Annotated in this window: 10 protein-coding genes and 1 riboswitch; of the genes, 2 read left to right on the top strand and 8 right to left on the bottom strand. The window is 38.9% G+C overall.

Features of this window, described 5'->3' with window-relative positions; genetic code table 11:
* Positions 1–70: 70 nt before the first annotated feature.
* Positions 71–1,510 (bottom strand): amino acid permease, encoded by a 1,440-nt coding sequence (locus AC4G3O_RS08110; protein ID WP_077247948.1) that lies wholly within the window; start codon positions 1,508–1,510, stop codon positions 71–73.
* 132 nt (positions 1,511–1,642) lie between these two features.
* A riboswitch (Lysine riboswitch) is annotated at positions 1,643–1,843 on the bottom strand.
* 107 nt (positions 1,844–1,950) lie between these two features.
* A complete protein-coding gene (gntK, locus tag AC4G3O_RS08105; RefSeq protein ID WP_139891336.1) occupies positions 1,951–3,489 on the bottom strand; it encodes a gluconokinase in 1,539 nt (512 codons plus the stop codon).
* Between the two features lie 160 nt (positions 3,490–3,649).
* Here gntK and AC4G3O_RS08100 point away from each other — a divergent pair, with 160 nt between their 5' ends.
* Positions 3,650–4,198: a peroxiredoxin family protein gene (locus AC4G3O_RS08100; protein ID WP_491136045.1), complete on the top strand. Its 549-nt coding sequence runs from the start codon at positions 3,650–3,652 to the stop codon at positions 4,196–4,198.
* 129 nt (positions 4,199–4,327) lie between these two features.
* Entirely contained in the window at positions 4,328–4,507 is a 180-nt protein-coding gene (locus AC4G3O_RS08095) for a hypothetical protein (RefSeq protein WP_066101063.1), read from the top strand.
* A 42-nt stretch (positions 4,508–4,549) separates the two neighbouring features.
* Here AC4G3O_RS08095 and AC4G3O_RS08090 read toward each other — a convergent pair whose 3' ends face one another.
* The 6 genes from AC4G3O_RS08090 to AC4G3O_RS08065 all read right to left on the bottom strand — a co-directional run bounded on the left by AC4G3O_RS08090 (position 4,550) and on the right by AC4G3O_RS08065 (position 13,657).
* Positions 4,550–5,614, bottom strand: a complete 1,065-nt coding sequence (locus AC4G3O_RS08090) for a lactonase family protein (RefSeq protein ID WP_491136044.1) — start codon at positions 5,612–5,614, stop codon at positions 4,550–4,552.
* Between the two features lie 136 nt (positions 5,615–5,750).
* Positions 5,751–7,421: a glycerol-3-phosphate dehydrogenase/oxidase gene (locus tag AC4G3O_RS08085; protein ID WP_066101068.1), complete on the bottom strand. Its 1,671-nt coding sequence runs from the start codon at positions 7,419–7,421 to the stop codon at positions 5,751–5,753.
* A 171-nt stretch (positions 7,422–7,592) separates the two neighbouring features.
* On the bottom strand, positions 7,593–9,083 hold the full coding sequence (glpK, locus tag AC4G3O_RS08080; protein WP_139891340.1) for a glycerol kinase GlpK: 1,491 nt from the start codon (positions 9,081–9,083) through the stop codon (positions 7,593–7,595).
* A 60-nt stretch (positions 9,084–9,143) separates the two neighbouring features.
* A complete protein-coding gene (locus tag AC4G3O_RS08075; protein ID WP_066101072.1) occupies positions 9,144–9,983 on the bottom strand; it encodes an MIP/aquaporin family protein in 840 nt (279 codons plus the stop codon).
* A gap of 185 nt (positions 9,984–10,168) precedes the next feature.
* On the bottom strand, positions 10,169–10,720 hold the full coding sequence (locus AC4G3O_RS08070; protein ID WP_066102330.1) for a glycerol-3-phosphate responsive antiterminator: 552 nt from the start codon (positions 10,718–10,720) through the stop codon (positions 10,169–10,171).
* 108 nt (positions 10,721–10,828) lie between these two features.
* On the bottom strand, positions 10,829–13,657 hold the full coding sequence (locus tag AC4G3O_RS08065) for a YhgE/Pip family protein (protein ID WP_491136043.1): 2,829 nt from the start codon (positions 13,655–13,657) through the stop codon (positions 10,829–10,831).
* Between the last annotated feature and the right edge of the window lie 222 nt (positions 13,658–13,879).

Here is a 13,879-nt window from a genome sequence, read left to right as displayed (position 1 = left end):
CCGTTTTACTTTTAAATAATACCAAAAAAAGCAAACCCACTTTTAACAATGGGTTTGCTTCTTATTACAGTTAAAAAGATTTTTTCAAATAATAGTTCTCGTGTTGTTTAACTTCCTCCATATTTTTAGGCAGTAAACGATAGAATAGGATTCCGCTTGCCAGAAGGATAACACCGAAAATAAATGTTTTTAAATCAGCCGTTCCTTTGATGATCACCCAAATGGAATATGCCGTCGCCAATATGGCTATGGTACCATCAATAATTCGTGAACGCATTTCATCAGATTTATATGTCTCGCCAGTCCAAACTAATTTCAGTTGGAATGAGGAGGAAATTAAATATGGCACTAAATAAGAAAGTGTCGCGATATAAATAATAAAGTCAAATGCATGAGCAATTGAATTTGAAATAGTTGAGAAAATAAATAATTGACCTAAACCATTTGAAACAATCATAGAGAAATTAGGAATCCCACGCTTATTGACCTGTAAAAACTTAGGGATAAATAAACCTTGTTTTGCTGCCTGATACGGGATTTCAGCGCTTAACAAGATCCAGCCAATTGTTGAACCAAATAAACTGATCAATCCAATGACCGCCAATGCTTTCCCACCAACAGGTCCCAGCACCGTTTCAATTGCATCGATTAATGGTTTTTCTGAATGGATAAGTGCATCCTGTGTTAATAATCCCATAACAAGTGTACTGATTCCCATATAGATAGCCAGGGCAATCAATAGCCCTAAAATGGTCGCTCTCTTTACATCTGCCTTTCTCTTCGCCCTTGATGCGAATACAACAGCAGATTCAACCCCTACAAAAGCCCATAAGGTTGAGACGGCAGCAAAATTTACCTGGCTGAGTAATCCCCGACTCTCACCATCAATTATACGAGTTTCCGCAAACGGTACAATATTAGATTGTTCAAAGGCAAATAGCCCAATTACAATGAATAATCCAAATCCAAGTACTTTTGCCGCAGTCGCCACAAAGTTTAATTTACCAGCATTCTCTATGCCTCGCATAATAAAGAAATGAACGCCCCAGAGCATGATTGTGCAGACAAGGAATGTTAAAGCATTGCCAACTTTTAGACTAAAATTCCCTATACTGAACAATTCAGCCGTACTAGTCAAACTTGGGAAGAAGGTAGATAAATACCCTGCAAACGTAGTGATGATGGCAATATTACCTGCAAAATTACCAATCCAGTATCCCCATGTAGACATAAACCCGGATAATCTTGAGGCTAAAGAATTTTCCTTGAACAATTCCTTAGCATAAATCTGAGGGCCACCTGTTAAATGTGGCTTACGAACAGCCAGATTCCCAAAAACCAGCGCAATAGTTAGTACTCCCAATCCTGTTAATCCCCATGCCATAATTACTCCGGCAGGACTAGCTACTTCTGCCAGCGTACGCGGCAACATAAAAATACCAGACCCAACCATATTGCCGACTACAAATGCCGTTAAAATCCAAAAACCCAGTTCCTTCTTATTGTGCACGATAATTCCCCTTCCAAAGCTGTCATGTTACTCTCTATTTTTGAATTATCCATTTCTGTGTAAATAAGCTAAATAAAAAACACACCTTATTGTTAAGGTGTGCAACATTTTATGATTAGCCACACCAGACAATAAATGGATAGTTCTCCATGGAATATATACATATCGCGATGTATATATTCCATGACAGTCCTGCACCTATTCGGATACAGTCCCAGCTGCTCTCTTCGGAAAAAAAGAACGCTTCGGCAGATTTTCCTTTCAACTAAAGTCAGCAAGCTTTCCGGCTCTCTTTTTAGTTTACTAATAAAATCTGCGACCTCTACCTCATCTTTTAGTCCGATGAGGATTTGTATTAAATTAAATTATTCCTGTATAAAGGATACAGTGAAAACGCGAATGCTGTCAATATTATTCGACAATGTTATTTTCAAATCAACTTATTTATGATTAATCCATTTGTTTTGGAAAGCTGCTATACTGCTATATTCAGTCTCCAATTTTCTGTATATATTGATGTAAATTGGCAGTAATTCCTCGTATCTTTCTACATTTGCTTTAACCGGCGTATGGACATGTGTAGTTCCCACATAATTTGATACAACGGATAGGTCTTCAATTTCACCGAGTGCATATCTGCCGAGTACAACTGCTCCTAAACAAGAGCTTTCAAAGCTTTCTGGCACATCTACTTCCTGATTAAAAATATCCGCAAGCATTTGCCTCCATAACTCTGAGCGCGCAAATCCCCCCGTTGCCCTGATTTTACTTGGCACACCTATCAATTCCTGCAAAGCTAATAAGACTGTATAGAGATTAAAAATGACTCCTTCAAGCACCGCTCTGACCATATGTTCCTTTTTATGATGAAGTCCCAAGCCAAAGAACGATCCTCTGGCATCAGGGTTCCAAATGGGCGCTCTCTCTCCAGCTAAATATGGGTGGAATAGTAGTCCATCTGCCCCCGGCGCTACTTTTGATGCTATCTTGGTGAGTACTTCATATGAGTCAATTCCGAGGCGTTTAGCTGTTTCTACTTCCGCTGAAGCCAGCTCATCTCTTAGCCATCTAAAAGTCATACCTCCATTATTAACTGGTCCGCCAATCACCCAATGCTTATCCGTCAATGCATAACAAAAAATTCGGCCCTTTTCATCCGTAATCGGCCTATCTGTTACCGTACGAATGGCTCCGCTCGTTCCAATCGTGACTGCTACAATCCCTGGATCAATCGCATTGACACCCAGATTGGAGAGAACGCCATCACTGGCTCCTATTACAAATGGAGTATCCGGCAACAGCCCCATATCCGCAGCATAGGCGGAGTCCATGCCAGATAAATAATATGTAGTTGGTACTGGTTTAGACAAATGGGTCTCTGTAATACCCGCGATTGCCAATGCCTCAGAATCCCATTCTAAATTTTTAAGATGAAACATTCCTGTTGCTGAAGCAACCGAATAATCAATCACATATTGCCCAAATAATTTATAAAAAACATATTCTTTAATGGAAATGAATTTATATGTCCTACCCGCTAATTCGGGATAATCATTCATCAACCAGGTGATTTTTGTAAGAGGAGACATTGGATGGATTGGCGTTCCAGTTCTCCGATAAATTTCTTGTCCATTCCTCTCATTTTTAATATAGTCGGACCACTTCTTTGAACGGCTGTCAGCCCATGTAATGCATTGAGTTAATGGATTTCCATTTTCCTCAACCGCAATTACGCTGTGCATAGCCGAGCTAAAGGATACTAACGACAGTTCATCAGGATTTATTTGGCTTTGGACCATTACTCCTCTTATTGCATTAAGTACAGCATGAAAGATCTCATCAGGCTTCTGCTCTGCTGTAAGTGGAGTCGGGCTATATAATGGGTACTCTACATGATAGGTGCTGAGCACAGATGCGTCTCCCGAAAATAATACAGCCTTTGTACTCGTGGTTCCTATATCAACTCCTATATAAAACATCTATCTTCCCTCACTTCCCTAAAAGCTCAATACTAGATTCTTACCTTTATTCATATTTTTATAAACAACTTAACACAATTTGATGCCCATTGATTAATTTTTTCACGACTGGCAAATACTTTCTACTAAATAAAAACGACATCAGGAGGCCTCATCCAAATTGAAGAATAAAACAATTGCCATTCTTGCTCCATTCTTTTTATTCATATTTCTATTTATTTACACGCAGACACAAAAAGAGTCTATTACAGAGGAAACTATACCTGTTTTGACTCAAACAGGAATTAAAGAAGGTCAATCTGCACCTGATTTCGAATTAAAAACTCAGGACGGAAAAAGCATAAAATTATCTGATTATCGCGGTCAAAAAGTTTTATTAAACTTTTGGGCAAGCTGGTGCCCTCCCTGCAAAAAAGAGATACCAGACCTCAATGAATTTTATAGTGAACATAGTATGGAGAAGATTACTGTATTAAGCGTGAATATGACCTATTCAGAAAAAAACAAGCAAACCATACAAGCATTTCAAGATATGTATAATATCAAGTATCCTGTATTACTGGACCAAACGGGTACTATTGCTAAATTATATAAAATTATAACGATCCCAACCAGTTATTTCATTGACTCTAACGGTATCATACAAAAGCGAATAATCGGACCCTTGCAAAAAGAAACGATAAAAAATCTGATGGACTCAATAGATTAGCGTCCAAAACATCTCTGGAAAAATATAACAAAAAAAAAGACAAAATTATACTTAATTTTATACCTAAACCATAGTAAAATAAAATCTATGAAATAGATCAATTACGAATCAAGGGGTGTTGTTTCACGAATGAAAGCATACAATATTTTAATTACATTGATGCTTATGTTGATCAGCGTGTTGTCTATTAAAAATTTATATACTGGCCATTGGGACTTGCAATACTCCCTATTAAACGGTGGAATGGCTATTATTGTTTTAGGTATCTTTACGGCTTATACACAATCTTTAAAAGAACAATCCAATTAAATAACAGCTGGTTTGGGAGAATCCAAACCAGCTGTTTTTGTATCATTCATGATTTCTTGCAATCGCTTGAACACAAACGGGTTTCGAAAGAGAAATCGTATTCCCTGTAAAGGTTGGAATACCTTCTTTATTAATTTCAAATAAAACTAATGAATCACTTTGCTCATTTGCTGCAATGAGTACTTTTTCTTCGTCTATTAACTCGAAATTTCTCGGTCCCTTTCCTTCCGTATGTGTAAATGCGATAATTTCCGGTATACCTGATTCTGCCACTTTGTACGTTGCAATACTGTCATGCCCTCTATTTGAGGCATATAAGAATTGGCCATCCTCTGAAATATGCAAATCGGCTGCTGTATTTTCCTCTTTGTAATCATCCGGCAATGTAGTAACCACCCCTAGAAGAGAATCCGGTATATGTTGGTCATTTAATTCAAATACTGCGATTGTATTGCTTAATTCCTGGATGACATACATGATTGGCAATGTAGGGTGAAAGGCAAAATGTCTTGGACCCGATCCAGGAATAGTAGACATTTTAGCCAAATTGGCAAAATCCTTATCATCGTATACATAAATTTTATCAGTACCTAAATCTGCTGCAACTACAACGGAGGAATTCGGTACCGGTACGATTGAGTGAGCATGCGGTGCATCCTGTCTGTCTGCCCAAACCCCTGATCCAACATGTTCATTTGTTGTCGTATGTTCTCCAAGTGTTCCGTCCTCTTGTAGTTCTATCCTAGTTACCGTGCCACCATAATTACTAATGTATAAACAAGATTCATTTTCACTAAGACTGACATAGCAAGGTGCCATCCCATTCGTAGATTTGCGATTTAACTCTCTAATCTGTTCGGATTGCCGATTGATTGCATAAGAGACAACCATCCCATACTCAACTTCACTTACCGCGTATAAATGGGTCTGAGCTTTATTTATAACAAGAAAGGAAGGATTTTCAATACCCGTATATTTCTCAACTAAGTCAAGTTTTTTTTCTTTCACGTTCAATTTGAATAGATGAATACCCGTACTTGTTTTTTCTGCATAAGATCCGGTATAAATCATCCATTCATTTTTCTTATTTCCTTGAATTTCATTCATCTTGACTGCCCCCATCCCGTGTTAAATAAACTAATAGTTTCTGTTTCATTTCTATTCCCCTTTTTAAAGATATTGAATCTTAAAAAAACCCACAACCTATATTTCAAGGAAGTGGGGTCATTTATCCGTATTTATATTAATTCGTAACCAGCTCGGATTGTGGATACGCAGCATCATGCAATTCAGTTTCAAGCTCTTTAGTATACATTTCTGTTTGCTGTTCAGTCCAATGCAGTACTTTTTTCATATACGAAATCACTTGATCTTTGTATTCATGAACATGCTTAATATCAAATAGGACCATGCCAGTTCTGCGATTAAAGAAATCAAGCGGCGTATAAGCCAATTCATATTCAATTGCATAGCCCAATTTAGCCAATACTGGTAATGGCAGCCCTATTTCGCTCGCTTTTTCTTTGTTTTTTCGGGCTATTTCAAACAGAAGCGGAGCATTGGATCCATATGTTGAAATAATCTCTCTTGCTTCTGTATCTGATAACCCGGTTCCGATTGCTTTTTCTTTAGTTTTGCTTATATATGAACTAAATTTCGTTGAGCCTCCAACACGGCCGCCGGATATCGGCATTTTTTCAGTATAGCAGCTACCGAAATGTTTATATCCTTCATCTCTGAATTGTTTAGCTACTAAATCCAAAACGGTTTCAGCCATTTTACGATATCCTGTCAATTTTCCGCCTGCAATCGTAATTAACCCAGAATCAGATACCCATGTTTCATCTTTCCTGGATATCTCAGAAGCACCTTTCCCCTCCTGGCTGATTAATGGGCGCACTCCAGCCCAACTGGATTCCACATCCTCTTTAGTAACGTTTACTGAAGGGAACATATAGTTAATAGCATCCAATATATAATCTCTGTCTTGATCAGTCATTTTTGGATTGATTGGATCTTGACCATAGAATGTATCTGTTGTCCCAACATAGGCTTTCCCTTCACGCGGAATCGCGAATACCATTCTTCCATCAGGGGTATCAAAATAAACCGCTTGTTTCAAAGGGAAACGGGATTGGTCAATCACTATGTGTGCACCTTTAGTAAGCTGAAGCACTTTACCTTTTTTAGAATTGTCTTTTTCACGTATAAAGTCTACCCATGGACCCGTTGCATTTATAATCTTCCTAGCTTTAATTTGGAATGAATCCTCATCCAATATATCCTTAACATTTACGCCTACTATTTTTCCATTTTCATAGATTAAATCCTCGACCTTGGCATAATTCAGTAAGCTTGCTCCTTGTTCAAACGCTTCTTTCATGACTTCCATCGTCAGGCGGGCATCATCGGTTCTGTATTCAACATAGTAGCCCCCACCCTTTAAGCCATCTTTTCTAACCAATGGAGCTTTTTCAATTGTTTCATCTACTGTAAGCATAGTGCGGCGTTCTTCCTTTTTCACTCCAGCAAGAAAATCATACATCTGTAAGCCAATGGAAGTAGTAAATTTACCAAATGTACCGCCTTCATGGAAGGGTAATAACATCCATTCAGGTGTTGTAACATGAGGACCATTTTCGTAAACAATAGCCCTTTCTTTCCCAACCTCTGCAACTACTCCTACTTGCAATTGCTTTAGATAGCGCAATCCACCGTGAACCAGCTTGGTTGAACGGCTTGATGTACCGGCTGCAAAATCCTGCATTTCAACTAGACCCACCTTCATCCCTCTTGTAGCTGCATCTAAAGCAATCCCTGCTCCGGTAATTCCTCCACCAATGACAAGCACATCGAAATGTGTGTTTTGTAATTTATTTTTATATTCATGTCTATTTAAACTATTTAAACCCATCCTCTTGTTCCTCCTCTGTTGATAAGTGCTATTGAGATAATAAAAAGAGACCACAAAATACATTACCCTTATTTAAAGGAATGTACTCGCGGTCTCTTAAAATCTCTAACCTTATATTAACTTATTTTCATTATATCATTTTTTGAGAAAAACTCATACAAAATTGAATTATCATTTAAAGGTTCTGGTACTTGCAACCGCTCTTTCCCAACCATCAACCAATTCATTACGTTTCTCTTGTTCCATAGTCGGTTCATATGATTTATCAATGATCCATTGCGCAGCAATTTCATCCTGGCTTTCCCAGAATCCAACAGCCAGCCCAGCTAAATAAGCAGCTCCAAGGGCAGTCGTTTCATTAATTTTTGGTATTTCAACCGGCACGTTTAAGATATCACTCTGGAATTCCATTAAGAATGAATTCTTAACGGCCCCGCCATCGGCACGCAATGTTTTCAATTCAATTCCGGATTCCTCTTCCATTGCATCAATAACAGCTTTTGTTTGGTAAGCTAAAGATTCAACTGTTGCTCTGATAAAGTGATCCTTTGTAGTCCCTCTTGTCAGACCGAAGACCGCTCCTCTTGCATCACTATCCCAATATGGAGTACCAAGACCTACGAAGGCTGGAACGACATATACTCCATCTGTAGAGTCAACTGCTCGGCAATATGTCTCGCTATCAGCAGCATCCTTAAGCATCCTTAATCCATCTCGGAGCCATTGAACAGCAGAACCCGCTACAAAGATACTACCTTCCAATGCATATTCAACTTTACCATTTAATCCCCAAGCTAAAGTTGTCAATAATCCTTTTTCCGATTTAACCGGTTTTTCACCTGTATTCATGAGCATAAAGCAGCCTGTTCCATATGTGTTTTTTGCCATTCCTTTTTCAAAGCATGCCTGACCAAACAATGCTGCCTGTTGGTCACCAGCAATACCTGCAATTGGTATACTCTTACCAAAGAAGTGATAATCAATGGTTTGTGCATATACTTCAGACGACGGACGCACTTCTGGAAGCATGGATTTCGGAACATCTAATATCTCCAGCAATTCATCATCCCATTGCAGGTCATAAATATTGTACATCATTGTTCTTGAAGCATTGGAATAATCAGTTACGTGAGCTTTACCGCCGGATAGCTTCCAGATTAGCCATGTATCAATTGTCCCGAATAACAATTTCCCTTCATTGGCTAAATCACGTGCACCTTCTACATTATCGAGGATCCACTTAACTTTTGTCCCAGAAAAATAGGCATCTATTAATAAACCAGTTTTGGAATGAAAAAGATCATTGTGGCCAGCATTTTTCAATTCCTCGCATATATCTCTTGTCTGGCGGGATTGCCAAACTATCGCATTATAAATAGGTTGACCTGTTTCTTTATTCCAAACCACCGCTGTTTCACGCTGATTTGTAATTCCGATTCCTTCTATATCTGTTGCCTCAATACCTGATTCTGAAAGACAGCCCGCAATAACAGCAAGCACTGAACCCCAAATTTCATTTGCATTATGCTCCACCCAGCCCGGCTTTGGAAAGTACTGTGTAAATTCCTTTTGAGCACTATGTACAATTTCCCCTTTTTTATTGAATAAAATAGCTCTGGAACTAGTAGTCCCCTGATCAATTGATAAAATATATTTCTCCAATTTTTTCATCTCCCATCTACTAATTTTTATATTATAATCGATTTCTCTAAAGTTAGTAACTTATAACCTTGCTTTTGCTGGATCATTAGCTTGTCGTAGTGCTTGTTCTGAATCTTTATTAGTCATAAAATAAGCGATTACCAAGATAACTACAGTGCCAGCTAATACTGCCCAGAAAGCGCCTGTCAGCGTATTATTGAAGACCGCTTTATGGAACAAAGCCCCCAAGGATCCGCCGAGAATAGGTCCTACAACCGGAATCCAAGCATATCCCCAATTAGATGGGCCTTTCCCCGCTATCGGAAGAATCGCATGTGCAATACGCGGACCTAAGTCACGTGCCGGATTGATGGCGTAACCAGTTGTTCCCCCAAGAGCCATACCGATTCCTACGATTAAAAGACCGACTGCGAATGGATTTAGGCCTTCCGTAAAATCATTTGCTCCAATAAATTGCAGACCAAGCAATAAAATAAATGTTCCTATAATTTCACTAAGTAAATTTGAAAATGTATGAGGAATAGCGGGACCAGTTGCGAATACCCCTAATTTTGTCCCTGGATCTTCAGTCGCTTTCCAATGCGGTAAGTATTGTAAATAAATAAGAGTTGCCCCAATCATTGCTCCAATCATTTGCGCCAAAATATATCCAGGTACATCTGCCCAAGCAAAATCTCCGCTAAACGCAAGACCAAATGTAACAGCAGGATTTAAATGAGCACCGCTAATGCCGCCAACTGCAAAAACGCCTAATGTAACACCAAGCCCCCAGGCAATGGTAATAACAATCCACCCAGCATCCTTTGCATAAGATTTGGTTAAGTTGGCTCCAGCACACACTCCAGCTCCAAAAACGATCAAGATCATTGTACCTACTAATTCACCCCAAAATGGTGTCATTCCTTCCATCTCCCTATCATATAATTTCAAAAAAAAATGAAGAAACAAGCACTAAAGTATTCCTACTTATTAAGGAATACTGCCACCTGTGTCTCCATGTCTTTCCACATACTTATTAACTTAAACACAGTGTAAAACTTTTTGTAAACGCTGTCAAATAAAAAGAAATAAATAGGGAATTCGACTCATTCCCCTGCAAAATACTGCCAAAGTTCTCGTTTAGACGAGGTTATCGAGACAGCACCAGCTTCAAGTGCTTCTTTCGCTTCCTCAACTGTTCGGATTAAACCACCCGCAAAGATCGGCAGCTGAATTTCCCCTGCAACTTCTTTAATCATATTAGGAAGTGCGCCCGGTAGTACTTCAATATAATCAGGCTGTGATTTTTTGACCATCTTATAGCTGCGTTCGAGCGCATGGCTATCAATCATAAAGATTCGCTGCACAGCTATTGCCTGATGTTTTTTTGCTTCTTGGATAACCGCTGATTTTGTGGATATGACACCAAATGGTTTAAACTCCTGACATAAATATTGAGTACCATATTCATCATTTTTTAATCCATTGATTAAATCCACGTGAAAAAACAGTTGTTTATCTGCCATTTTGGCCATTTGAGTAATATGTTTGATTTGCCCAAGATGAGTCTCTAAAATAACACCTGTTTTAAATCCTGATTGTAAAAACTTTTCAAAGTCCTTCATAGTTGAAGCTGCCGGTAATATTTTCTGATTCAATCTAATCTCTCCCATTCGGACCCCTTATTCATAAGTAAAAATCCCTTTCAATATAGAATACAATTAATCTATGCATTCTTCTACTAAAAGGGATTTATATAATTATATTTACCTTACTATTTCTGCATCTCCTGCTGATTCATTCTTTTTGAAAAAGGATAATCCAACGGACAGTCCAGCAAACAGGAGCAGGAACACAACTAGTATCGTTGCATTCGCAAACATCATACCGATGTCATCCAATGATACTAATGCTCGGAAGCCTGCAATCGAATAAGTCATCGGCAAGAAATTGCTTAGAGTACGTAAATATTCAGGCAGCATATCAATTGGCAATGCAGATCCGGTAGTAGATAGCTGCATAATCAGAAGTGCCACGCCTATAAACAAACCAATGTTGCCGGCAAGCATAGTCAGGAAGAACACAATGGACATAAATGAGATACTCGCCAATACAGCAAACAAGATAAGCAACAGGCTATTCGCAAATCCTGAATTAACAAAGAATATGGTAAAGCCAGAAAGAAGGATGGCCTGACCAGCTACCAATAAAGCAAGCAAACCAAATCTTTTTGAATACCATGCGAAGCCTGAACTAGCTTCATCCATTGGTTTTCTAACCCCAACGACTAACATCATTAATAAAACACCGACAAATAATGCTAACGATAATACATATGGTGCATTTGCGTAACGATAATATGGATAACTATTAATTTTCGAATCTATCAGCTCAACCGGAGAGGAGAACATGCTAATCGTTTCATCGGTAGCATTTATACCTGCCGTTTTTTCAGCTCCGTCACCTAAACCGCTGGATAATTCAAGCGTACCGTCTTTAATTTGACCGACACCTTTATCAATTTCAGTAACTCCATCCTTCATTGTACCCCAGCCAGTATTAACCGTTGCATTACCATCAGCTACTTGCTTAGAACCGTCAAATAGCTGCTTAGATCCATCAACAGCTGTTTTCCAGCCTGCATTCACTGTGGCATTACCACCAGCCACTTCAGCAGCACCATTCTTCAACGTGTTTAAAGATGTTGACAACGTACCCCATGCACTATTAACAGTTGCTGTTCCGTCTGCCACTTGCTTAGAACCATCATAAAGCTGTTTAGAACCGGTGACTGCAGTTTTCCAGCCTTCGTTAACGGATTGGTTACCGGCTGCGACTGTGGTAAGGCCAGCGTTTAATGCATTAGCACCATCAACAGCTGTATTCCAACCATCACTAACGGATTGATTTCCAGCGGCGACTGTTGTTAAGCCACCCTTAATGTCACCAACTCCATTAGTAATTAATCCCCAATTTGTATTCACTGAAGAAGTACCATTCTCTATATCTTTTGCTCCTGCTGCTAAACGATCTGCGCCATCAACAATCTTATTTTGACCTGGGATAATTTCTTCTTTGAAAACAGTTGTTAACCTTTCTACTCCAGGCTTCAATTGTCCTGAAATCCCCTTAGATAGAGTATCTGCTCCTTCTCGTAGACCTTCTTTTTGTGTAATCCCCTGACTCAGTGCTTTTATCCCACCTGTTAATTCTTGGGCACCCGCTAATAACGCTTTAAAACCTTCGTCATCTTTTATTCCTGGATAGATTATTGCTATCTTATCACCTAATTCTTTTATTCCATCTGCCACTTCTTGTGAACCATCTGCAAGATTATTCGTGTGCCCTACGACTGTATCAATACCACCTACTAACGATTTGCTACCTTCTTCTAATCTAGGCATACTTCCATTTAGTTGACTTACACCTTTTTGAGCTTCTTCCAATCCGTTCAGCATATTAGAAGTTCCAGTTTTTAAATCATCAGCACCAGCAGCTAATTCTTTACCCCCAACTGCAAGGTCATTAATTTTTCCTTTATTACCATCCAGCTGAGAATATAAAGCTGCTGAGCCATCTTTTAAATCATTTGCACCCTTTGCAAGTCTTTCAATATCCTCAGATTTACCACTCATTGTATTATATAATATCCCAGATCCATCTTTGAGATCTTTCGTTCCTTTAGCCAATGCTGCGATATCTTCTGATTTCCCACTCAATGTTCCAGATAAAGTCCCCAACCCATCCTCAACCTGCTTCGACCCACTTGCAAGTGTATTGATATCACCGGTCTTACCACTTACGGTTGAATGCATAAGGCTCGACCCATCACTGACCTGAGCTGCTCCATTTGCCAACCTCGCGATATCAGCTGATTTTCCAGCCATTGTTCCATTTAATTGACCGAGCCCCTGTTCCACTTGCTTTGAACCGTCTGCCAGTTTTTGAATATCGCCTGTTTTTGTTGTTAGTGAATCTAGTAGGGTTCCAGTACCCTCCTTCAGTTTAACAGAGCCTTCATGGAGCTTTGTTGAACCATCCGCACCGGATTTAAATCCTTCTGCTACATCACCAAGCTGGGCAAAAACTGTACTGGTATAGGTAGCGGTGATTGTATCAGCAAGCTGCTCTTTAATTGTTCCTATAGCTGTTTTCGTTGCTGTTGCAGCTATAAAATGCAGCCCTTCATTCTGCGTATACTTTAGTTCCGGTTTTTCCGGATTTTCATCCATTACGGTTGCTACCTTTTGGGAAAAGTCTTCAGGAATCTCAATTACCATATAATATTCATTATCATTAAGTCCGCGATTTGCTTGTTCCTTACTGACAAATCTCCATCCCAGGTCATTCCCGTCTTTCAGTTTCGCTACCAAATCTCTACCAACATTAACTTCCTTACCGTCTGTTACAGTACCTGAATCATTATTCACAACTGCGACCGGCAAGTTTGAAAGATTATCATATGGTCCCCAACTTGGCGTTAGCATAATCAATCCATAAACTAACGGTACCAGTAATACAGCAATTAATGAGATCCAAAAACCTCTCCTGCGACCGAGTTCTGACATCCGATTCCCATTACCTAAAGCGTTCATTCATTACCCCCACTTGTCTGATTTATCTATATTAAGGTGGTTATGAAAGCGCAACCACTCGTATACTGGTTATATATTCTGAATATTTAGTGAAAGTCCTTCTAGTAATTTAACAAATTTGTAATTTAATTAGATATTTTGTACCTTTTTTTAATTTTTAATAAGAAAATCTTATGACTTAATTAAAGAAAAACTTATCTTTTATAGTCTTTTAGACCTTTT

The organism is Bacillus sp. z14 (2026), from assembly GCF_058313575.1.
This window is presented reverse-complemented; position numbering and strand designations above follow the sequence as displayed.

Coding starts and splice junctions, on each gene's coding strand:
- gntK (WP_139891336.1), bottom strand. CDS start 3,489: ATGTTTTATATAGGAGTTGATATAGGAACCACGAGTACAAAGGCTGTA.
- AC4G3O_RS08095 (WP_066101063.1), top strand. CDS start 4,328: ATGAAAGCATACAATATTTTAATTACATTGATGCTTATGTTGATCAGC.
- AC4G3O_RS08090 (WP_491136044.1), bottom strand. CDS start 5,614: ATGAATGAAATTCAAGGAAATAAGAAAAATGAATGGATGATTTATACC.
- AC4G3O_RS08085 (WP_066101068.1), bottom strand. CDS start 7,421: ATGGGTTTAAATAGTTTAAATAGACATGAATATAAAAATAAATTACAA.
- AC4G3O_RS08075 (WP_066101072.1), bottom strand. CDS start 9,983: ATGACACCATTTTGGGGTGAATTAGTAGGTACAATGATCTTGATCGTT.
- AC4G3O_RS08065 (WP_491136043.1), bottom strand. CDS start 13,657: ATGAACGCTTTAGGTAATGGGAATCGGATGTCAGAACTCGGTCGCAGG.